This window comes from Phyllobacterium sp. 01N428 (assembly GCF_056399405.1).
This window is the reverse complement of record NZ_JBFTRH010000005.1, coordinates 95665-116385: the sequence shown is the minus strand read 5'-3', so window position 1 is coordinate 116385 and position 20721 is coordinate 95665. Positions and strand designations below refer to the sequence as shown.

20 protein-coding genes are annotated in these 20721 nt (G+C 59.6%); 10 read left to right on the top strand and 10 right to left on the bottom strand.

From position 1 onward, the window contains the following. Positions 1-2 precede the first annotated feature (2 nt). Entirely contained in the window at positions 3-1553 is a 1551-nt protein-coding gene (locus tag AC1DNI_RS14080; protein WP_477692284.1) for a DHA2 family efflux MFS transporter permease subunit, read from the bottom strand. 281 nt (positions 1554-1834) lie between these two features. On the opposite strand from AC1DNI_RS14080, the gene crcB (AC1DNI_RS14075) reads away from it, so the two are divergent. Then, on the top strand, positions 1835-2236 hold the full coding sequence (gene crcB / locus AC1DNI_RS14075) for a fluoride efflux transporter CrcB (protein WP_477692283.1): 402 nt from the start codon (positions 1835-1837) through the stop codon (positions 2234-2236). Beyond that, positions 2233-2640: a fluoride efflux transporter CrcB gene (gene crcB / locus AC1DNI_RS14070; RefSeq protein ID WP_477692282.1), complete on the top strand. Its 408-nt coding sequence runs from the start codon at positions 2233-2235 to the stop codon at positions 2638-2640. Before crcB (AC1DNI_RS14075) ends, crcB (AC1DNI_RS14070) begins: the two co-directional genes overlap by 4 nt. Positions 2641-2659: 19 nt before the next feature. Here the strand turns inward: crcB (AC1DNI_RS14070) and AC1DNI_RS14065 are convergent, their stop codons facing one another. Next, positions 2660-3742 (bottom strand): ABC transporter ATP-binding protein, encoded by a 1083-nt coding sequence (locus tag AC1DNI_RS14065; RefSeq protein ID WP_477692281.1) that lies wholly within the window; start codon positions 3740-3742, stop codon positions 2660-2662. 60 nt (positions 3743-3802) lie between these two features. Between AC1DNI_RS14065 and AC1DNI_RS14060 the strand changes: the two genes are divergently transcribed. From AC1DNI_RS14060 to AC1DNI_RS14030, 7 genes are read left to right on the top strand one after another with little or no spacing between them, the layout of a single operon-like run. After that, a complete protein-coding gene (locus tag AC1DNI_RS14060) occupies positions 3803-4537 on the top strand; it encodes a GntR family transcriptional regulator (protein ID WP_091923195.1) in 735 nt (244 codons plus the stop codon). Beyond that, entirely contained in the window at positions 4534-5520 is a 987-nt protein-coding gene (locus tag AC1DNI_RS14055) for an alpha/beta hydrolase (protein WP_477692280.1), read from the top strand. The genes AC1DNI_RS14060 and AC1DNI_RS14055 overlap by 4 nt, the downstream gene beginning before the upstream one ends. Positions 5521-5547: 27 nt before the next feature. Then, the gene (locus AC1DNI_RS14050) at positions 5548-6750 is read left to right on the top strand and encodes an ABC transporter substrate-binding protein (RefSeq protein ID WP_091923192.1); all 1203 of its coding nucleotides are present in this window, start codon (positions 5548-5550) and stop codon (positions 6748-6750) included. A gap of 50 nt (positions 6751-6800) precedes the next feature. Then, complete coding sequence (locus tag AC1DNI_RS14045; protein ID WP_091923190.1) at positions 6801-7724, top strand: carbohydrate ABC transporter permease; 924 nt, start codon at positions 6801-6803, stop codon at positions 7722-7724. Next, positions 7721-8554, top strand: coding sequence for a carbohydrate ABC transporter permease (locus AC1DNI_RS14040; protein ID WP_027232089.1), 834 nt, complete (start codon positions 7721-7723; stop codon positions 8552-8554). The genes AC1DNI_RS14045 and AC1DNI_RS14040 overlap by 4 nt, the downstream gene beginning before the upstream one ends. A 26-nt stretch (positions 8555-8580) precedes the next feature. Continuing rightward, positions 8581-9462, top strand: a complete 882-nt coding sequence (locus AC1DNI_RS14035) for a sugar phosphate isomerase/epimerase family protein (protein WP_477692433.1) — start codon at positions 8581-8583, stop codon at positions 9460-9462. Continuing rightward, the gene (locus tag AC1DNI_RS14030; protein WP_091923188.1) at positions 9459-10454 is read left to right on the top strand and encodes a Gfo/Idh/MocA family protein; all 996 of its coding nucleotides are present in this window, start codon (positions 9459-9461) and stop codon (positions 10452-10454) included. The genes AC1DNI_RS14035 and AC1DNI_RS14030 overlap by 4 nt, the downstream gene beginning before the upstream one ends. Before the next feature lie 115 nt (positions 10455-10569). Here the strand turns inward: AC1DNI_RS14030 and AC1DNI_RS14025 are convergent, their stop codons facing one another. From AC1DNI_RS14025 to AC1DNI_RS13990, 8 genes are all read right to left on the bottom strand, one after another. Further along, entirely contained in the window at positions 10570-11007 is a 438-nt protein-coding gene (locus AC1DNI_RS14025) for a hypothetical protein (protein WP_153669737.1), read from the bottom strand. Between the two features lie 153 nt (positions 11008-11160). After that, positions 11161-12570 (bottom strand): DUF5939 domain-containing protein, encoded by a 1410-nt coding sequence (locus tag AC1DNI_RS14020; RefSeq protein WP_477692279.1) that lies wholly within the window; start codon positions 12568-12570, stop codon positions 11161-11163. A gap of 71 nt (positions 12571-12641) precedes the next feature. After that, complete coding sequence (locus tag AC1DNI_RS14015; RefSeq protein ID WP_477692278.1) at positions 12642-14024, bottom strand: FAD-binding oxidoreductase; 1383 nt, start codon at positions 14022-14024, stop codon at positions 12642-12644. Continuing rightward, positions 14021-14833 (bottom strand): ABC transporter permease, encoded by an 813-nt coding sequence (locus tag AC1DNI_RS14010; RefSeq protein WP_027232083.1) that lies wholly within the window; start codon positions 14831-14833, stop codon positions 14021-14023. The genes AC1DNI_RS14015 and AC1DNI_RS14010 overlap by 4 nt, the downstream gene beginning before the upstream one ends. A gap of 3 nt (positions 14834-14836) precedes the next feature. Then, on the bottom strand, positions 14837-15670 hold the full coding sequence (locus AC1DNI_RS14005; protein WP_477692277.1) for an ABC transporter permease: 834 nt from the start codon (positions 15668-15670) through the stop codon (positions 14837-14839). 67 nt (positions 15671-15737) lie between these two features. Continuing rightward, positions 15738-16853, bottom strand: a complete 1116-nt coding sequence (locus AC1DNI_RS14000; RefSeq protein WP_027232081.1) for an ABC transporter substrate-binding protein — start codon at positions 16851-16853, stop codon at positions 15738-15740. Positions 16854-16897: 44 nt separating this feature from the next. After that, positions 16898-18004, bottom strand: a complete 1107-nt coding sequence (locus AC1DNI_RS13995) for an ABC transporter ATP-binding protein (RefSeq protein ID WP_228019625.1) — start codon at positions 18002-18004, stop codon at positions 16898-16900. Between the two features lie 128 nt (positions 18005-18132). Next, on the bottom strand, positions 18133-19023 hold the full coding sequence (locus tag AC1DNI_RS13990) for a LysR substrate-binding domain-containing protein (RefSeq protein WP_477692276.1): 891 nt from the start codon (positions 19021-19023) through the stop codon (positions 18133-18135). Between the two features lie 110 nt (positions 19024-19133). Between AC1DNI_RS13990 and AC1DNI_RS13985 the strand changes: the two genes are divergently transcribed. Next, entirely contained in the window at positions 19134-20720 is a 1587-nt protein-coding gene (locus tag AC1DNI_RS13985) for a zinc-binding metallopeptidase family protein (RefSeq protein WP_477692275.1), read from the top strand. Position 20721 lies beyond the last annotated feature (1 nt).

Below are 20721 nucleotides of genomic sequence, written 5' to 3'. Positions count from 1 at the left end.
CTTCAGGTCGCAACCCCATGGGGATCGCGCTTTATCGGCCGGGCAAAGGGCACGACGATAAGGGAGACGAGGGTGATCAGCGCAATCATCGCCCAGGCGTCGTTGATAGACTGCACCAGCGCAGCCTTCGCCACCAATGGACTGAACATCAACTCGGCGCCAGCCCCTGCCATGCTGTCCCCGCGCAGTTGGTCAAGCGGAATGCCGACGAACGCCGCGGTCTTCGCATCGCCGATGAGAAGGCCGTTGGCCAACTCCAGTCCGTGTGTGGCGGCACGCGAGTAGATCACCGTATCAATCAGGGCCAGACTCAGGGCACCGCCGAGATTGCGCATCAGATTGAAAAGGCCGCTCGCATCCGGAATGCGGTGATGCGGCAGGTTGCCGAGTGCGAGACGCGTCGGCGGCAAAATGCAGAACATGATCGCAACGCCGCGTATTATTTGCGGCCAGAACATGCCGTCGCCGTCGGTTGCCGGCGTCTGAAAGGCGCTGCATCCGAGACCGATGGCAAAGACAGCATACCCAATGGCGGTCAAGACTCGCGCATCCATGCGCTGCTCCAGAAAAACCGCTATCGGCGCGACGAGGATTTGCGCGACCCCCGTCGCCAGCATCATGGTTCCAATTGTAAAAGCGCTGTGGCCACGCACATAGGCCAGGAACAAGGGCATCAGATAAACCGAGCCGAACAGTCCAAACCCCAGAATGAAGCTCAACGCGCAGCCGATCGTAAAATTCAGTTCCTTGAAGTTTCGCAGGTTTACCAAGGGCACCTTGTTGCGCCAGGTGCGCCGGACAAACCCGGCAAGTGTTGCGGCACTTACAACGGCAAGCCCGAGTACGATGCCATCGGTCCAACCGCGCTTAGGGGCTTCCTTGAGACCAATCTCCATGGCGGCGAGGCCAATCGCCATCATCAACAGGGACATGACGTCCAGCGTCCGAATCTCCTGAAATTTCGTCGTTTCGCGCGGCAGCAAAGTAGCCGCGAGGCCCGCTGCGACGATCCCCGGGATCACGTTGATTAGAAACAGCCAATGCCAGGAATATGCCTCGGTGATCCAGCCGCCCACCATCGGTCCGACTGTCGGAGCCATGACTGCGACGACGCCTGCCGCTGTTGTGGCGATACCCTGCAGGTTTCCCGGAAACAGGATGAACACCGCCGAAAATATGAGCGGTATAAGCGCGCCGCCGGCAAGACCCTGAAGGATCCGCCAAGCGAGCAACTCCGAGAAATCGCCGCTCAAGGCGCATCCGACGGAGGCCAGCGTAAAAAGAATGATGCCGCATACGAAAAGCCAGCGCATCGTCAGCGTTCGCGTGAGAAAGCCGTTCAATGGAATGGCGACCACCTCCGCGATGAGGTAGGCGGTCTGTATCCAGCTCATCTGATCGGGATCGATGTCGAGCGCGTTCTGGATATTTGGCAAGGAGGTGGAGACGATCTGCACGTCTAGGATCGCCATGAACATGCCGATGCACAAAGCGGCAAAGCCGAACCAGGTACTCGCCGTAGCAGCTGCGATAGACCTGGCATGTGTCGACATTAAATGACTCCGAAAGTGCCTTCGCTCCACTGACGGATTGCCGCTATGCAAACTGTTCAGCATCGGGACTACGCCGCCAGTAAGGTGGCAAATCGCACCTATAAGACACTGTTGCAGAGCTTTGTTCCAGCTATCTCTTATCTGGAATGCGTTTGGTGGGCTAATCGCTCGTCGTGCCCGCTGCGTTTTATAAGGACGGGTGCCTCGATTTGGCGCCATTGCAGAAACGGCAGGGAACCAATATCACGTCATTATTGCTTTCGACCGCGGAACCCGCCCAGATGAGTCCTGAAGCCTGTCTCCTAGTCCTCATCGGCGGGTTTGTCGGCGGTATTGCGCGCCTCTATCTTTCGACGCTCGTCGGCAGAAGATTCGATGAATATTTCCCCTGGGGAACGTTTGTCGTGAATGTCAGCGGGGCGCTCATAATCGGGATTGTCGCCGCGCTTGGACGCAACTCCAGCGGTTTTCTTGCGGACCCATTGTTTCGCGACTTTGTGGTTGTCGGCCTCCTGGGCGGCTATACGACCGTGTCGTCATTCTGCCTGCAAAGCCTCTACCTTGCCGCCAGCGGTGAGATGCGTCGTGCAGCATTCAATGTCGTCGGCTCGTCTCTCCTGTGCCTCTTCGCCGTGGCTCTCGGTTTTCGTCTTGTCGAATGGTCAGGCAGTTTGCTCGGATGACGGAAAAAGCAAACGTCGGTCGGATGTATCTCGCAGTCGGCTGTGGTGCCGCGATTGGCTCGCTGCTGCGCTTTCTGGCGGGCGTCGTCATCGTCGATGGACTGGGTCAAAGCGTGCTTTGGACCACCCCCTTCGTCAATGTCGTCGGCTCGTTCATCATCATGCTATTCGCCACGTCGACCGGTCCCGAGGGACGGTGGCCCGTTGGTGCGATGGGGCGCCTTTTCGTCATGGGCGGGGTTTGCGGGGGCTTCACGACGTTTTCGGCGATGAGCCTCGATTCTTACCTGCTCATGCTCGATGCGAGCATCGTTACCGGCGCGCTCTATCTTGGTGCCGTGGTTTTATTGTCGCTCGCGGCAGCCTTTTGCGGTCATTTGCTGGCCGTCCATATCAACAGGTGAATGCCAGCAGATAACGCGCTTAATTCAGGCGTTGTCCGTTTTGACTGTCAAACAGGTGAGCTTTGGCGCTCTCGCCCTTCACCGAAATCCGGTCGCCGACATTGACCTCGGCTGCGCGCGGAAACTCGACGGTGATCAGTTTTCCAACTCCGGCATCCAGATAGCCGAATGTCTGGCTGCCAAGTCGTTCAACCACGACCAACTCGCCGGAAAACCATGCGCCATCCGGCTCGCACACCGTCAGGTCTTCGGGGCGGACACCGAAGGTAACAGCTTTCGCCTTCCTGGTGGATCGATCTTGAACCGCAATTGCTGCGCGCCCGGCAGGCAGCTGAACAACCAGGTCTTCGCCGGTGGATTCTGAAGCATCGACGGCCAGTGTATTCATTGTCGGGCTGCCGATGAAGCGGGCGACGAAAAGGCTGGCGGGTTTCCGATAGAGATCGAGCGGCTTGCCGATCTGTTCGACATGACCGGCATTCATGACGACGATGCGATCGGCCAGGGTCATTGCCTCGACCTGGTCGTGGGTGACGTATACAGTCGTCGCCTGCATCTGCCGATGCAACTTCGCGATCTCAAGGCGCATCTCGACGCGCAGCGCCGCATCGAGATTGGACAGCGGCTCGTCAAACAGGAATGCCTTCGGGCGACGCACGATCGCCCGCCCCATGGCAACGCGCTGCCTTTGGCCGCCGGAAAGCTGTGCCGGGCGCCGGGCGAGGTAGTCCTGAAGCTTGAGAATATCCGCGGCGCTCGACACGCGCGTATTGATCTCGCTTGCTCCTTCGCTGCGCATCTTCAGGCCGAATGCCATGTTTTCCTCGACGCTCATGTGCGGATAGAGCGCATAATCCTGGAATACCATGGCGATATCCCGGTCTGAGGGCGGCAGCGCATTGACCACCTTGTCACCTATACGCAGTTCGCCGCCGCTGATCTCTTCGAGACCGGCGATCATCCGCAGCAGCGTGGACTTGCCGCAGCCCGAGGGGCCGACGAGCACGAGAAACTCGCCGCTCGCGATCGTTATGTCGACGCCATGAATTACTGGAACGGTGCCATAGACCTTCTTGATCTTATCGAGGCTGATCGCTGTCATTTGAAAATTCCTCCGTTCCATTATCTCTATTGACGTTCATTATCGATATCAATATCAATAATGATATTTCGCGTCGTCTGCAACAACAAGAAAGGGCTTGCAGTGTCCGACTCCCTGTCCCGCCGTCCGGCTCGCACGCCGCAGAGCCCTTTAGCCGCAAAGGCATCGGTTGCGTTTGCCTCGCTGAAACGGGACATCATGCTTGGCGAGCTCAGGGCAGGCGAACCCTTGACGGAACTCGATCTGGCGGCGCGGTTCCAGTGCAGCCAGGGAACCGTACGGGAAGCGCTCCTGCAACTGCAGGAAGAAGGACTTGTACGGCGCCAGGGCCATCGTGGCACGCAGGTCTCCGCCTGCACCGTGGATGAAGCCGTGGAGATGTTTCGCGTCCGCCAGCAGATCGAGTGCAACGGCATGGCCCGGGTGATGCGGCACAAGAGCCGCAGCCTCATACCCGACCTGCAGGACATGGCCGAAGATATGATTGACGCGGCGAAGGCCGACGACGAATTGCAGCTCGCTGCAATAGACCGCGACTTCCATCGTCGCATTTTCCGCGACGCCGACCTGCCTGCGCTCGATCCGATCTTGCACCGCTGCCTCGTCCACAATCACCGCTTCAAGATTTCGCGAAGCATAGGAACGCGCGACCTCATGGCGACTGCCCTGCGTCACCGCGTGATCATCGAAGCGATCGGCGAGGGGGACATGGCGGCGGCAACGCAGACACTGCACCATCACATCGCGACCATCGTCGATTTCGGTCCCACACTGTTCCCGGATGCCGAGCAATGAGCACCTCAAACGAATTTCCGAGTGAACTTTCGGCGGAGATGCGCATGATCATGTCACGCGTCGAGGCGGAACTTGGGCCACTCCCTGATCCGAGCTTGCTTGCACCTGCGGAGGGGCGGGCGCAATCCGAGCGCATCAACGAACGTAATAACGTGAACCTTCCGCCGGTCGCCAAAGCAGCGGAAGTCATGGTCGAAGCCAATTCCGACCTTGGCTCGGCAGATTGCAGGATGAAGGTCTTTATACCGGAAGGTGCGGGCCCCGGCGCAGTGCTCTTCGTCCATGGCGGGGGTTTCGCGTTCTGCAGTCCGCAAACCCATGCGCGATGCGCGCGGGTCCTTGCTATTGAAACAGGGTTGCCTGTGCTCGTACCCGACTATCGCCTTGCCCCTGAGCATCCCTATCCGAATGGATTGCATGATGTTGTCGCTTGCCTGCGCGCCGCATTTCCGGCAACGGCAGCAGTCGGCGTCGAAGAAGGGCCGCTGCTCGTTTCGGGAGATTCTGCTGGCGCCAATCTCGCGCTTGCCGCCATGATTCACGAACTTGAAGCAGGTCATGCGGTCCCGGCGGGCGCGCTGCTCTTCTACGGAACCTACGCCGCGGATTTCACCACGCCTTCCTATCAGCAGTTTGCCGAGGGTCCGGGACTGACGCGCGGCAAGATGCAGCGCTATTGGAACTGGTACTGCCGTAATGAGGATTTGCGCCGCGGTCCGATGGCATCGCCGCTTCACGCCAGCGACCGCACGCTGAAGGCCCTGCCGCCGCTTTATCTTTTGGCCGCCGGCATCGATCCGCTGCTCTCCGACACCCTGCTTCTCGCCGACAGGCTGAAGTCAGCTGGTCGGGATAGCCCCGTTTCGATCGTGCCGGGCGTCACGCATGGATTTTTGCAGAACACCAATGAATTGGCCGCGGCACGGGAGGCGCTCGCGGCTGCCGGTGAGGCCGCCCGTCGGATGATCCGGAACAGTCGTTAATTTCGAAGAACAACAGTGGAGGACACAATGAGCATTTTCAAGAAACTCAGCGTCAGCTGCGCATTCGTCGCAGGTCTCGCCATGGGGAGCGCAAACGCCGCCGAGACCGTGCGCTTCTGGTATCACTTCGACAATCCGGAAAATCCGATGTCGGATCTCGTGCAGAAGTTTGAGGCCAAAAACCCCGATATCAAGATCGAGGCCGAAAACGTTCCCTGGAACAGCTATTACGACAATCTCTATACATCGCTCGTCGGGGGTAATGCTCCCGATGCCGGCATGGTCAAGCTCTTCGCCCAGCCGCGGCTTGCTGAAATGGGTGCGCTCGAACCGCTTGGCGAACGCATCAACGCCTGGCCGGGAAAGGCTGACCTTCTCGACAATCTGCTTGAACTCAACAAGGGCCCCGATGGACAGCAGTACTACTTGCCCATCCAGTATGTGGTGCTTTACCTCTACTACCGCGCCGACCTCTTCAAGGAAGCCGGCCTGAACCCGCCGACGACATGCGAGGAATTCCGCACGGCTGCACAGAAGCTCACAAAGTCCCCCGACACCTATGGATTTGGCCTGCGCGGCGGCAAGGGCGGCTGGGACCAGTGGGGAACGTTCGTGTTCTCGCAGGGTGCGGAACTGAAACCGGGCGGCTTGACCAAACCGGAAGCTGTGGCGGCCAACCAGTGGCTCATCGACCTCTTCCAGAAGGACAAGGTCATTCCGCCGTCCGCGCCGAATGACGGGTTCCAGGAAATAGTCGCGGCTTTCAAGGCCGGCAAGACTGCAATGACCATTCACCACATCGGCTCGTCCAACGATCTCGTCAAGGCGCTGGGTGACAAGGTCTCGGCTGTCCCCGTGCCGAAGTGCGGCGGCAATCAGTGGACGTCCTATGGCGACGAATCGCTGGCCATCTTCTCCGGATCGCAAGTCAAGGATGCCGCGTGGAAGTGGATCTCGTTCCTTGCGGAAGGCGAGAACAACGTGGCCTTCAACAAGGCGACCGGCCAGATGACCGTAACGAAGAGCGGTGCGGAACATTGGACGCTGCATGAACGCCGCTTCGTCGATGCCACTGTGCAGTCGCTCCCCTTCGCGCATGTCCTGCCGCAAAGCACTGCCACTGCTGAATTTGTAAATACCGCCTGGCAAACCTCGATGCAGCAGGCGCTGACGGGGCAGATCACATCGCAGCAGATGATGGAGCAGCTTGAAACCCTTTTCGCGCAATAGCGCGGAAAGGTTCGCAAGAGGCCGATCGACAAACGCCGGAAAGTAAAGTCATGTCAACGCTTGTATCATCTGCACCAGCAGAGGCCGCACAGCTCCGTCCGCTGCGCAGCAGGCTTATGCCCTATGCCCTGCTGGCGCCAGCCGTGCTGGTGACACTCGTCATCGTGTTCTTTCCAATGGTGCAGGCGCTCGTCACCAGCTTCTATGACCTCGTCTTGTGGAAGCCGAATGCCACCCGCTTCGTCGGATTCGGCAACTACGTGAAGCTGCTGCGTGATCCCGTGTTCTGGACGTCTCTTGGTCACACAGCGATATGGATCGGCCTGACGGTGCCGCTGCAAATGGGCCTTGGCCTCATCGCGGCACTCTTGCTCAACCGTGATTTTCCATGGCGCGGGCTCGCGCGCGCCCTGGTCATCATCCCCTGGGCACTGCCAAGCGTCGTGATCGCCCTGATGTGGCGATGGATTTACGATCCGACGACCGGGGTTCTCAATGACATACTCCTTTACCTGTCGATCATTCACTCGACGGTGCCTTGGCTTGCCGATCCGCAGCTCGCGCTCTACGCCGTGATAGCCACGCTCACCTGGCAAGGCTTCCCGTTCTTCGCGGTCATGATCCTCGCCGGGCTCCAGGGCATTCCGCAAAGCCAGTATGAGGCCGCTTCCATCGATGGGGCGAGCAGCTGGCGTCAGTTCATCCACATCACGCTGCCGGGTATCGCTCCCGTCCTTGCGACCGCCGGGTTGCTGCGCATCATCTGGGTCGCGAATTCCATGGATGTCATCTTCGTGATGACTGGGGGAGGGCCGGGCTATGCGACGCATACGCTGCCGCTCTATGCCTTCATCAAAGCTCGCCAGAATCTCGATTTCGGTTACGGCACTGCCATTGCGGTGACCTTCACCATCCTGCTCGGCGCGATCGTCGCCGTCTATATCGTCCGCACGATGCGGGAGGTGGAACGATGAACAAGCCATCCACTCTCAAGCGGATCCTCACAACCGATATTCCGGTCGTCCTGATCATCCTCCTTGCCATCGGACCCTTTGCCTGGATGATCCTGACGTCGCTGACCCCGACCGCGCAGCTTTCGGCTTCCGGCGTTTCCCTGTCGCCGGCAGGCTGGAGTCTCGACAATTATATACGCTTGCTCGAACAGACCTCGTTCCTAGGCAATATGCTGCACAGCCTGATCATCGCAGGCGGAACGGTGATACTTGGCCTGGTCGTATCGGTTACGGCAGCCTATGCCCTGTCGCGCTTCCGGTTCCCGGGGCGCAAGATCATCATGCTGCAGTTCCTGCTCGTCAACATGTTCCCGATCGTCCTCTTGATCCTGCCGCTGTTCGTACTGTTCCGGAAGATCGGCATCCTCGATACCCATATCGGCTTGATCCTCGCCAATTCCACCGTGGCGATCCCCTTTGCCGTGTGGATGCTTACGAGCTACATCGCCGCTATACCGCGCAGTCTCGACGAGGCTGCGATGATAGACGGCTGCTCACGGCTTCAGGCCCTGCGCCGCGTCGTGCTGCCGCTCGCCATGCCCGGGATTATCTCGACCGGCATCTATATCTTCATCACCGCCTGGAACGAATATCTTTATGCCTTGACCCTCGGCGGCCGAAATGTCCGCCCGGTCACGGTGGCAATCCAGACGCTGATCGGCGAATACCAGATCGAGTGGGGACTACTTGCCGCCGGCGGGGTCGTCGGCGCATTGCCCGCAACCATACTTTTCCTTCTCGTCCAACGCCGGCTTATCGGTGGCCTGACCCAAGGCGCAGTGAAGGGATGAACATGCCAATCAAAAAAGGAACAGCGATGAATCCCATCGGATTGATCTCCATGCAGTATGCGCGGCCGTTTACCGCCGAGCACTTCCACCTCTTCACGCGGATGCGCGAACTCGGCTATGATTTCGTCGAGCTTCTGGTGCCGGAACCAGGCGAGATCGATCTTGCCACCGCGCGGCGTGCGCTGGACGATGCAGGGCTTGGCGTCGTCCTTGCCGCGCGGGTCAATCTCCAGCGCAACCTTTCGTCGGACGACAAGGACGCGCATCGTGCCGGCATCGATTATCTGCGCTATACGGCCGATTGCGCAAACGCGCTCGGTGCGACGATCGTCGGCGGACCGTTGACCGGTAATCCCCTGGTCTTCGCCGGCAGGCCGCCTGCGCCCGTCTCCGAGGACGAGCGTTTGAAGCGCAAGGAGCGCTGCGTAGTCGGCCTCAAGGAAGCCGGCGACCACGCAGCCAAGGCGGGCGTCGTTCTTGCCGTCGAGCCGCTCAACCGCTTTGAGAGCGACGTTTTGTGTACGACACAACAGGCAAACGAGCTTCTCGATGCGGTTGATCATCCGGCGATCAAGCTGATGCTCGATACGTTCCACATGCATATGGAAGAGGCATCGATTGCCGAGGCGATCCGGCTTGGCGGTGACCGTCTCGTTCATTTCCAGGCGAATGAAAACCACCGCGGCTTTCCGGGGACAGGTTCGACCGATTGGGTCGCTGTCGGTCGCGCGTTGCACGAGATCGCCTACAAGGGTCCGGTATCGCTCGAACCGTTCCGGCGCAATGACGACCGTTTCGGCGTACCGTTCGCGCAATGGCGCGCGCCGCACGAGGATGAAAGCGAACGGCTCGCGGCCAGCGCTGCCTTTATCAAATCCCATCTCACCTTGACGGAATATCGGCGATGACCTTGAAAATCGGCTGGATCGGTTGCGGCATTCACGCAACCCAGATGCTTCTACCCCAACTCGTGCGCCACGATGTTGAAATCGTTGCGCTGTGCGATATCGACGGCAAGCGGCTTGCCGATGCCGGACGACAGTTTGGCGTTTCGCGATTGACCAGCGATGCCGAGGAGCTTATCCGCACGCCGGGTATCGACGCTATCGGCATGGCGGTAGGACCAGATCAGCATTTGCGTTTTGGCAAGCTCGCACTTGAGCGTGGACTTTCCGTCTTCATGGAAAAGCCGCCTTCGGGTACGGCTGAAGGCGCGCGGGAATTGCGCGCGGCGTCGGAGCGATCGGGCAAACCATTGTTCGTCGGCTTCATGAAGCGCTATTCCGTCGGCAACAAGATCGCCCACAACATCATCAAGTCGGGTCGGTTTGGCCCGGTGCTCGGCCTCACCGGCTATTACATGACGGCGCCCGGCTATTTTACCGGCAATGTCGACTATACCGGCTTCTTCCTGCATCACTGCGTGCACTACATGGACCTTGTATCGTTCTTTGTCTCGCCGGTGCGCACGCTATCCGCCCGGAAAGTCGAAAAGACGCCGGGCCGGGTCCTCTTCCACGTCGGCTTCGAATTCGACTGCGGCGCGATCGGCAATATTGCCATGGGTACGATCCAGTCGCGCGGAACGCCGGTCGAGCGCATCGAACTGATGAGCGATCACCAGCGGCTCGAAGTGGACGACGTTATAGAAGTACGGTGGAACCGTAATCCACCCTTCAAGGTGGACGATCCCAACGCCACGCTTGCGGACGATGTCGACACCCTGACCTGGAAGCCGAATTTCACGGCAGCAGCCAATGAGGACCCCAAAGGCTACTACTCTCTGCTTGCTGACGTCGTGCCGGGGCTCGGCGGGGCATCAACGCCGGCGCCGACGATCCATGACGGTGTGATAGCCATGGAACGGCTGGAGGCGCTGCGCCGCGAACTTGAACTCTAGGAGTGGAGCGCAGGATGTTGATCCTGCGCTTTTCTTTCGCCTACTGCCGGCATAGAGGCGCGTCAACGCGTTCGCCCAAAGACGCAACATGGCGTTTGCGCGCTTGCCCTATAAACTAAACTGCAAACAGTTGCCGGAGCCAGCCCATCATGCCCTTGCCTTGCGAGGGCAGGAACCTGCGCACGTATCGGGCGGTCGTCCCAGCGCTTACATTGGCGCCGAAATGACAATAGCAGACCATTCTGTGGAGTTGATGGTCGTTGAGTTCGAAGAAGCGTTTGGCTTCGCCATAGCTATCGTCGGAGAGGCCTGATCCCCGCAGATAGGAATCCTCGAACGCCACCGTCAGAGCAGAACCATCAGCGCGCATCGCATCACGGGTCCCGGCCGACTGGAACTCGGTCTGATATAGTGTCGTAAGCCGCCGTGCGGGGTTGCGCTCCAGGAGTTCAGCCCAGCGCTCGATACGCTCATTGCGCGACAGAATCTGGCGCGGGTAGTCGGGATCAGTTTTTTCAAGGACCTGCAATTGTTCAAGAGCGAGATGTTTCATTCTGGCCTCCTATATCAACGATAGTTGGTCCGCCCAAAATCCCGGTCTTAGCCCACCAGCCAGCCTGACTCTGTCACGCTTTGAAGTCCAATCACGATCATTATCGGGACCACATTTTTCACGAAGTTGTGCAGACGCCGCGCGGATCGCCGCTCACGGAATCGTATAAACGCTGATCTCATCGGTGATCCCGCGCAGCGTCACGCTCTGCGACATCGGCTTCAGGCCGTGCCGGACAAGCAGGTCGGAGGCGCGCGGATCGTCAAGGACGGAGCCGGTGGCGAATATCTCCCGCGACGTCGCAAGATGCTGGACGCGCGAGGCGATGTTCACCGTCTGGCCGAAATAGTCCTGCCGCTCGTTGAGGTTCACGGCGATGCACGGTCCTTCGTGGATCCCGATCTTCAACAGGAGATCCTCGCTGCCGCGCTCGCCGTTCAGCTTCAGCATCGCTTCGCGCATCCGCATGGCCGCAAGGACGGCCCGGTCGGGGGTCGGGAAGGTCGCCATCACCGCGTCTCCGATGGTTTTGACGACTGCGCCCGCCTCAGAGCTCACAATATCGTTGAGAATGCCGAAATGCATGCGCACGAGGTCAAACGCTGCAAGGTCGCCGACCCTATCGTAGAGTTCGGTCGAGCCGCGCAGATCAGTGAAGAGGAAGGTGAGGCTGGTGATTTTTAGCCTCTGATCCACGTCGATCGTGTCGGTGCGGTAAATATCGCGGAATGTCTGGTTGGTGAGCAGCCGCTTTGCGGTAAGGAATGGCCGGCGACGGCCGAGCAAATTATGCAGCGCCTCGTTGGCTATGCAAACCGATGGCAGGACGCGAACGTCGGTGTGATTTTCCAGTGCAATGCGCAACGGGCCAGGGCGGAGGGTAAGCGTTTCGTGGTGGCGATGCGTGCGATCGAAGATGAGCGAGAGGCTCTGACGCTCCTTCGTCGGCTCACCCTTGACGTCGAGAAACTGGGCGGCGTGTGTTACCGGCTCGAAGACGATGACGAAGTCCGCCGGCAATTGCAGGGAGATTACTGCCTTTTCGCCCGGTGGCAGTTCAAGCTCTTCGAGCATGAAACCGTCCACTTTGGCTTCGAAATCGTCCTCGGGCAGTTCAATACCGGAGCCCCAATAGATCTGACGGAAGTATTCGAGCGTGGGCAGCCGATGTGGATCGTGTGCCTCGATATGGCGCACGCGCGGGCTGACTGTGAATGTTACCTCAACCATTTCATCCAGCGTCGGCTCGTAGCCTGCGGCACAGAGTGCGCAGGTATATTCTTCGCTCTGGACCGTCTTCAGCGAGGTATTCGCATCAAGCACCCCGCCGCAGCCCGGACACAAAACGTTCCATGACATCTCGAAGATGCCAAGGTGGGCAGCATGCAGAAAGGCGTTGATCGTTTCCTCTTCATCGAGTCTTTCACTGGCGGCAAAGGCGAGCGCATTGACGCGACAAAGCTTCCGGTCGGGAGCTTCACGTACAAGCCGCTCGATCTTGTCGACGATGTCCGGTTGGACCGACTGGCGCAGCACACCGAACAGTGGCTGGATATCATCCATGGAGCTATTTTATACCTAAACCCGTCGAGGCCAATAGGAGATTCAACTGAAATGTCAGGAGTGATTGGCGCTCAGCCTATCACCTTGCCGGGGTTCATGATGCCGTGCGGATCAAGCGCCTGCTTGACCATGCGCATCAGGCTCAGCTTGACCGGATCGCCTTCGGATATCAGTTCAGGTCGCTTTTCGAGGCCGATACCATGTTCGGCCGAGAAGGATCCCCCCATCTTGCGGAGATTGGCATAGATGATCGCCTTGGCGCGCTCCTTGTCGGGCCAGGCGGTTTCGCCGGCAACGCCGATATGGAGATTGCCGTCGCCAAGATGACCAAAGGCGAACCCGCGAAATTCGCTGCCGAAAGCGGCCATCCCGCCATTGAACTGTTGCAGCCATGTTTCGAGTGCACCGAGCGGTACGGAAATATCGAACCAATGACAATAGGGGCAGTTGCGGTCGATCACGCTGCTGTCTTCGCGAATATTCCAGATAGCGTTCCGCTCTTTCTCGCTTTGAGCAATGATCGCATCGACCACCTGCCCGCGTTCAATCGCAAGGCCGAGTGCCTCCTCCAGCCTCGATCGGGCCGTAGGCTGGTCCGGATCGTCCGTTTCGAGAATGAGGTAGGCCGGCGCTTGCGTAAAGGCGGCAAGCGATGCGGGGCCGAGGCTCTGCGACGCCAGATGGAAGTAGTCGTGCGCCATGAATTCTGCGCGAAGCAAATGGATACCGCGGTCACGCTGCAGCGCCTGGAACAGGGTAACGGCATCGGTGGCGGACGGACAGGCGACTAGTGCGGTCGCTGTAAAAGCGTCGGCGGCCGTCAGCTTTACCACCGCTCGCGTAACAACGCCGAGCGTCCCCTCGGCGCCAATGAATAGCTGCTTCAGATCGTAGCCCTCGTTGCATTTGCGGACCTCGCTCATGTCACGCATGATCGAGCCATCAGCCAGCACGACTTCAAGTCCCAGAATACGCTGGCGCATTACACCATGGCGGAACGCCTCCATGCCGCCGGCATTGGTTGCAATCATGCCGCCAATCGTGGCGCTGCCGCGCGAGGCGATATCGACGCCCGTGGACAGGCCTTCCTTTGCCGCGGCCTCCTGCAGTGCGTGCAGTGTCACGCCGGCTTCAACGATGGCTGTCGCTGCGGAAGCGGAGAGAGATTCAATGCGGTTCAACCCGGCAAGCGAGAGAATGACCTCGCCCTCACTCGACACTGCACCGCCGGCAAGTCCAGTGCGTCCGCCGTGGGGCACGACGGCTATGCGGTGGTCATTGCAGAAACGGAGAATATCGGCGACTTGTTGCGTAGTCGCCGGTGTAACCATCAGCCCGGCATCGAGATTGCGCGCATCGGACCCAGGATGGACAAGGCGCAGTGCGTCGGCTTCCTTCACGCCATTCGGTCCGACGATCGAACGGAGTTGCCCGGCCATGTCGTCTCTAGTCATTGCTGTTGCGCTGCTCCCCGCCGTTCAATGAAAATGCGGATGCCGAGGATAACGGCCGTCACGAGGATAAGGACGACGGAGATTGCAGCAATAGCGGGATCGATGTTGTCGCGCAGTCCCATCCACATCAGGCGGGGCAGGGTTATCGCATTGACGCTGGTGATAAACAGGGTGACGCCGATCTCTTCCCAGGAGAGGACGAACGATAGGAGCGCCGCCGTGGCAATGCCGAACTTTATGTTCGGGATGATGATTTTCAGAGCTCGTGTGGCAAGATTTGCCCCAAGACCCCGTGCGGCAAGATCGATGCGCCTGTCGACCTGATAAAGCGCAACGAGGATGAGAACGACGGCGAAAGGCGTGATCATCACAGCATGTGCGAGCGCTACCCCGAGCCAGGTATCGTAGCCGATCCAGTTGTTGACGGAGGAAAGGGCGGTCATCAGGAAGTAGAGCGTCATTGCCGAGACGACCGGGGGGACCACCAGCGGAAGCAGAACGAAGCCAATCATGAGAGCCGAAAATCTCGGCTGGAACATCCAGATGCCGAGACCGAACAGCGTGGCAAGGCTGGTCGCGATGGCGCTCGATAGAATGCCGATGCGCAGGCTCAGCAATATGCTTTGCCCCCACTGCGGGTTGTCGATCAGCGCCTGATAGTGGCGCAGGGACAGCGTGCCGGAGGGCATCGAAAGGAAGCGAGCCGGCGTAAATGAAACCGGCACCACCGCGATCAGCGGCATGAGCAGGAACAGCGCAATGGCTGTGGCGAGAATGAGGATGACGGGTCCCGGTCTTGATGATTGCATGGCCTATCCCACCAGATGTGCGGGTTTGATGAAACGCCGCATGAGGGCGAGAAGGACCCCGATGAACACGACGAGGACGACGCTGATCGCCGCGCCAAGCCCCCAGTCCGGGCTCTGGAATATGCGCAGGTAAACGAGTTCGGCGACCATCACGCTGCGTCCGCCGCCAAGGATGGCGGGCGTGACGAAGAAACCGAGCGCGAACACGAAAACGATGAGCGCCGCCCCGATCAGCCCACCATAGGTGAGCGGCACGAAGACAGTCCAGAAGATGCGCGTGCGCGATGCGCCCATGCCTCGCGCCGCGAGCAACACGCGCTCGTCGATGCTGCGCATGGCCGATGCAATCGGAAAGACGGCAAAGGGTATGAGGAAATGCGTCATGCCGATGATGACGCCGAGTTCGTTGCGGGCGAGCGCCAACGGTTCGCTGATGATGCCCGCGGACTGCAACCAGGTGTTGATCAACCCGCGATTGGAAAGCATCGCCAGCCAACCGAATGCGCGCGTCAACACCGAGATCCAGAAGGGAACGAGAATGCAGAATTCGGCGAGCATCCGCTGGAGCGAACTTCCGCGCACCCAGACATAGGCGATCGCATAGGCCGCGATGAGCGAAGCTCCCGTGACGACGAGGCAGATCCTCAAGGTGCGGATGAACACCGACTGGACGAGGGGATCGGTAAAGACTGCGCGATACTGTCCGATACCGGGCTCGGGGAGGGTAAAGCTCCAGCGTACGACGCCGAAAAACGGCACGGCATAGGCAAGACCGAGAAACAGCAGCAGCGGGGCCAGCAACAGGATCTTTCTGGAGGTGGCGGACTTCCCGATCATTCAACATCCTTCATGGCATAAAAACGCAAACCCAGCGCGGGGGCGTTGAACCCCCGCACCATCGATGTCATGCGGAAATGACTTTGGTGTATTCGTCGAATGCCTTGCCGTAATTTTCGGCATACCACTCCATGTCGAGCGGCACCTGCTTTGCCATATTGGCGGGATCGACGCAGTTGACGCGCTTCTTGTCGGCCGGGATCAGCGCATCCGTCGCGGGATTTGCCGGGCCCTGACCGAGCATTTCGAACATGACCAGCTGCCGCTCCGGTGCCTGGGCGCTGGCAATGAACTTCATTGCATTATCCTTGCCGCCGGGATTGTTCTTCATGACGCCGAGAGCACCGGGAGAGATCAGGCCCTGATCCCAGATGAACTTGATGTTGCCGCCGGAATCCTGCTCGAGAAGCTGGGCGCGCGTCGACCAGATCAGCGCCATCGATGCTTCGCCATTCATCAGCACGGACTGGCTCTCGGCACCGCCGCCCCAATAGGCGACGACGTTCTCCTTGAATGCGGCAATCTTGTCGTGCGCGCGCTTCAGGTCGAGCGGGTAAAGTTTTTCCGGAGCGACGCCATCTGCCATGAGTGCGGCTTCCCACATGGCAGAGCCCCACTTATAGAGTGAACGCTTGCCCGGGAACTTCTTCACATCAAAGAAATCAGCCATGCCAGTTGGTGCCTGGTCGCCGAATTTCGAGGAATCGTAGGCAATGATATAGGAGAAGAAGTAGGTGGAAGCGGCGTGATCCCAGCCGAAGCCCGGCCGCATCTTGTTCTTGTCGACGATATTGTAGTCGATGGCTTCCAGCATGCCCTGCTTGCCAAGCGAAATTCCCGAGAACGGATCGATGTCGAGAAGATCCCAGCTCGGCTTGCCGCTCTTGAACTGCGCCGTGATAGCGCCTTCGGTCGGTCCCGACCCGTCCATCTTGACCGCGACGCCGCTTTCCTTGGTGAATGGCTGGCCGTAGGCCTTGTCATAGGCCGTCATCGCGTCGCCGCCCCAGTTGACGAGCACCAATTCCTTGGCCTGCGCATAGGAACCGGTGGAGCGGAGCAGGGCCGGCGCTCCAGCAAGGAACATTGCGGCCATCTGGGTAAATCGCCTGCGGCTGATCTCGCCGCGTTCGACCTTCGCCGCGAGGATTTCGAGGCAGTCTTTTTCAAACTCAGTGTTCATCTTTTTTCCCTCTGGATTGTTATTTTCGCATTCCCGTCGCCGCGCTAACTTCCGCTTGGCAGCAAGAAACCCTGGTTCGTCGGCCACGAAACCCACACATCCGTTTGCGGCGCGATCGGCGCTATCGCAGCGGTCGGCATCGATACCGCAAGGCTCGTACCCTTGCTTGTCCGCAAATGATATTTGGTCGAAGCGCCGAAATAGGTCGCGCCCTCGACCCGGCAGGTAATCGCGTTGCTGTCGGCCGTTGCTGGCTGCGTCGTAATCACCATGTGCTCGGGCCGCACTGCCGCGACGGCGCTGGTCCCATCGAGCCTGGTCGTCTTGTTGAGAATGATCGTGCGATCTTCGAACTGGCCCGCAGCGCGGTCACCGTCGAGCTTGACGGCATCGAGCGGCAGTAGATTGACCTCGCCAAGGAACTCCGCGACGAAGCGGTTGTCCGGCCGTTCATAGACATCCTGAGGCCGCCCCACCTGCAGCAGTTCACCATGGTTGAAGATCGCGACCCGGGAGGAAAGGGCAAGCGCCTCCGACTGGTCGTGCGTGACGAACACGAAAGTTGTTCCTGTCTCCTGGTGCAGCCGCTTGACCTCTTCCTGCATCATTTCGCGCAAGTTCTTGTCGAGGGCCGAGAAAGGCTCGTCGAGCAGGAGGACCGCTGGCTCGAACACGAGTGCCCGGGCGAGGGCTACACGTTGCTGCTGTCCGCCCGAGAGCTTCGCCGGGAGCTTGCGCTCGTGACCAACGAGGCCGACGCGCTCGACCATCTCGCCGACGCGCCGCTTGATCTCGGCGGAGGAGCGTCCCCTTACCTTCAGCGGGAAAGCGATATTTTGTTCGACGGTCAGATGCGGAAACAGAGCATAGCCCTGAAAAACCATGCCGTAGGACCGATCCTCGGCAGGCACGTCGGTAATGTCCTTGCCATCCATCATCAGGCGGCCGGTTGTCGGCGCGGTGAAACCCGCAAGGATCATCAGGAAAGTCGTTTTGCCGGAACCGGAGGGACCAAGAAGGGTGAGGAATTCGCCGCGGCCAATATCAAGCGAAAGGTTTTTCAGCGCATGGAACGCGCCAAACGTCTTGCCGATCGATACGGCTTTGATCTCGGCGGCCTTCGAGTCGCCCAGTTGCATGCTTTGCGGCATTGATCGACTTTCTTTCCCCTTATTTTTAAAGCAGCCTAGGCACAATCCGGCGCGACGACAATTGAATTATATTGCCCTCACACGTGAACAAAATTCACGCCATTCAATTTTGCGTTCATGTTTCCGGTTCAGGTATTGCGGGTTTGCGACAGGCGCGATTTCAGCCATTCCGTGAACACTGTCTGCGCCGGATGCTCGATTTTGGCATAGTCGGTGACGAGAAAATAGGATTTCGGCGACTTGATGCTGAGGTCGAAGGGCCGGATCAATTGGCCTGCCCGCATTGCCTTCCGGCAGGTCAGTTCGTCCCCCATGGCGATTCCCTGCGCGGTGATCGCGGCAGAAAAGACGAGGTTCATATCCGAGAACACGATGCCGCGCTCGGAGTCCGGATTATCGACATTTGCGAGCGCGAGCCAGCGCGTCCAATCCTCGAAATCGTCGAGGTGGAGGAGGGGCGCGCGCAATATGTCCTTGGGTTCAGCAAGGCCCCCAAGATTATTGAGAAGAACCGGACTGCAGAGCGGCGTGAATTCGACCTCGCAGAGCAGTTCCACCGAGCGGTTCGGCCAATTGCCGTCGCCGAAAGCGATGAACAAATCGACGCTTGCATCGGTAACGTCATCGAGTTTGCGGGGTGTGAGGATGCGTAGCGCAATGTCCGGATATTTTTCCTGAAATTCAGCGATATGGGTGCAAAGCCACAAGGACGCAAAGCCGGCCGTGCAACTGACGCACAGCGAACCGCCGGTGCCCGCCGAGCTTTGCCGGCCGCCGGCATCGTCGATCACGATTAACGCCTTGCGCACGTCATTGGCATATTTGCGCCCGCGCGGCGTCAGCATCACGCCCTTGCCGTCACGCTGCAGCAGTTGAAAGCCGAGATCGCGTTCGAGCAGGCGCAACTGATGACTGACCGCGCTGCGAGTCAGGTGCAATTCTTCCGCGGCCCGCCAGACGCTGCCGTGCCGGGCGAAGCTTTCCAATGCACGCAGCGCCTGGGTCGATGGGATGCGCATGAATAGGCCTTGAGGACAAAGAGGTGAATGGAATTTGCACGTTTTGAAAAAACATATCACTTTTTGTCCCGGCTTCCAGATGATTATCTCCCGCCAGCGGGAGAATGTTCATGGTTACGGCAGCAGCGACGACGGCACGGGAATTTGTTGACGGGCGCGCCTCTGATCTCTCCACCTGGACCCGTACCATCTTCGATTTCGGCGAAACGGCATGGCGCGAGTATCAGTCAGCCGACTGGTATGTGAGCCGGCTGCGTCAGGAAGGATTCGATGTGGAGGCGGGGTCCGGCGGCATGCCCACCGCTTTCTGCGCCCACTGGACCAACAAGGCCGGGACTAACTCCAGGTCGCCCACGATCGGGATGTATGCCGAGTATGACGCCGTACCCGGCAATTGCCAGGACGCCACCACGCAAAAGCGTCCCCGCCCTGGTCTTGGCGAGCACGCAGGCGGGCATACCGATCCGCATTCGGGCCTTGGAATTTCCGGACTTGGCGGTCTTCTTGCAACCAAGGCTGCGATGGAGCGCCACGGCATTGCCGGGACGCTGCGATTTACCGGCGAGCCCGCCGAAAAGGTGCGGGGATCGAAGCCCATCCATGCGGCCAAGGGCTATTATGACGGCCTCGACGGCATGATCTCTTTCCATCCGTTCTACATGCTGCCGATGTGCAATACGGTGCGCTGGGATACGCATTGCGGCGCCGCCTATTCGATGATCTACCGCTTTGTCTGCGATCAACCGGAACGTTGGGGGCTGAGCGACGGCGCGCCTATCCCCCAGTCGCACTCGGCGGTGCGGGCGCCCGGCGCCAATGATGCGCTGATGCTGATGTACCTCTCCTCCAAAGCGCTTCGCGATTCCATGCTGCCGCATCAGGGCGGTTGGTCGATCAGCGAAGCGATCCTGACTGCCGGGCAGGCCACGGCCGATAACCTTGCCGCCGCCCTTGCCGAAATCCAGTACATGATGCGGGTTCCGACGATCGCGATGGCCGAGCAGATCACCGCTGTGCTCGACCGCAATGCCGAGCATGCGGCGGCCATGTCCGGCTGCCGTGTCGAGCGTCACTGGGTTTGCAAGTCGCGGCCGGGGCTTGCCAATCATGCGATGGCGAATATCACGTGGGAGGCACTCCAGGCGGTCGGCGCCCCCCGTTGGGGCGATGCCGCAAAGGCTATCGCACACGAGATACAGGCCAATGTCGGCATCGACCCGATCGCCGAGCCGTTCATCGACGAGTGCGAGCGGCTGATCGCACCGCAGGAGGCCGAGGCGATCTTGCGGCGCGACTTGCCGCCCTCGCAGCTCAATTCGACATCGGATGATTACACGGACATGACGTGGCACGCGCCGACGGTTCGCTTCTACGTGGCGCGTCCCGCACTTAAAGCACCGAAAGGCTTTGCCTATCCGGGCTGGGTGATGAACGCGCTCGGCGGCATCCCGGAAACGATCGATCCGATGGTCAATTGCGCGGCGAAAACGGTGGCGCTGACGGCCTTGCGGCTTATCGAGGACGAGAGCGCCAGAACGCAGGCGAAGGACGAATTCATCGAGCGAACGGGCGGAGGGATTGGCGGATCGAAGTGGCTTGCCCCGCTTTGCGATTATGAACCGCCGATCCATTTCCGTTGGCCCGAATATGTAACAACGGCGCGCGGGCGCGAATGGTGGATACCAACCGCCGCCTAAC

Coding starts and splice junctions, on each gene's coding strand:
- AC1DNI_RS14065 (WP_477692281.1), bottom strand. CDS start 3,742: ATGACAGCGATCAGCCTCGATAAGATCAAGAAGGTCTATGGCACCGTT.
- AC1DNI_RS13990 (WP_477692276.1), bottom strand. CDS start 19,023: ATGCGCATCCCATCGACCCAGGCGCTGCGTGCATTGGAAAGCTTCGCC.
- AC1DNI_RS14020 (WP_477692279.1), bottom strand. CDS start 12,570: ATGGATGATATCCAGCCACTGTTCGGTGTGCTGCGCCAGTCGGTCCAA.
- AC1DNI_RS14010 (WP_027232083.1), bottom strand. CDS start 14,833: ATGCAATCATCAAGACCGGGACCCGTCATCCTCATTCTCGCCACAGCC.
- AC1DNI_RS14025 (WP_153669737.1), bottom strand. CDS start 11,007: ATGAAACATCTCGCTCTTGAACAATTGCAGGTCCTTGAAAAAACTGAT.
- AC1DNI_RS14080 (WP_477692284.1), bottom strand. CDS start 1,553: ATGTCGACACATGCCAGGTCTATCGCAGCTGCTACGGCGAGTACCTGG.
- AC1DNI_RS14000 (WP_027232081.1), bottom strand. CDS start 16,853: ATGAACACTGAGTTTGAAAAAGACTGCCTCGAAATCCTCGCGGCGAAG.
- AC1DNI_RS14045 (WP_091923190.1), top strand. CDS start 6,801: ATGTCAACGCTTGTATCATCTGCACCAGCAGAGGCCGCACAGCTCCGT.
- crcB (WP_477692282.1), top strand. CDS start 2,233: ATGACGGAAAAAGCAAACGTCGGTCGGATGTATCTCGCAGTCGGCTGT.
- AC1DNI_RS14060 (WP_091923195.1), top strand. CDS start 3,803: ATGATATTTCGCGTCGTCTGCAACAACAAGAAAGGGCTTGCAGTGTCC.
- AC1DNI_RS14035 (WP_477692433.1), top strand. CDS start 8,581: ATGAATCCCATCGGATTGATCTCCATGCAGTATGCGCGGCCGTTTACC.
- AC1DNI_RS14055 (WP_477692280.1), top strand. CDS start 4,534: ATGAGCACCTCAAACGAATTTCCGAGTGAACTTTCGGCGGAGATGCGC.
- AC1DNI_RS14015 (WP_477692278.1), bottom strand. CDS start 14,024: ATGACTAGAGACGACATGGCCGGGCAACTCCGTTCGATCGTCGGACCG.
- AC1DNI_RS14030 (WP_091923188.1), top strand. CDS start 9,459: ATGACCTTGAAAATCGGCTGGATCGGTTGCGGCATTCACGCAACCCAG.
- crcB (WP_477692283.1), top strand. CDS start 1,835: ATGAGTCCTGAAGCCTGTCTCCTAGTCCTCATCGGCGGGTTTGTCGGC.
- AC1DNI_RS13985 (WP_477692275.1), top strand. CDS start 19,134: ATGGTTACGGCAGCAGCGACGACGGCACGGGAATTTGTTGACGGGCGC.
- AC1DNI_RS14040 (WP_027232089.1), top strand. CDS start 7,721: ATGAACAAGCCATCCACTCTCAAGCGGATCCTCACAACCGATATTCCG.
- AC1DNI_RS14005 (WP_477692277.1), bottom strand. CDS start 15,670: ATGATCGGGAAGTCCGCCACCTCCAGAAAGATCCTGTTGCTGGCCCCG.
- AC1DNI_RS13995 (WP_228019625.1), bottom strand. CDS start 18,004: ATGCCGCAAAGCATGCAACTGGGCGACTCGAAGGCCGCCGAGATCAAA.
- AC1DNI_RS14050 (WP_091923192.1), top strand. CDS start 5,548: ATGAGCATTTTCAAGAAACTCAGCGTCAGCTGCGCATTCGTCGCAGGT.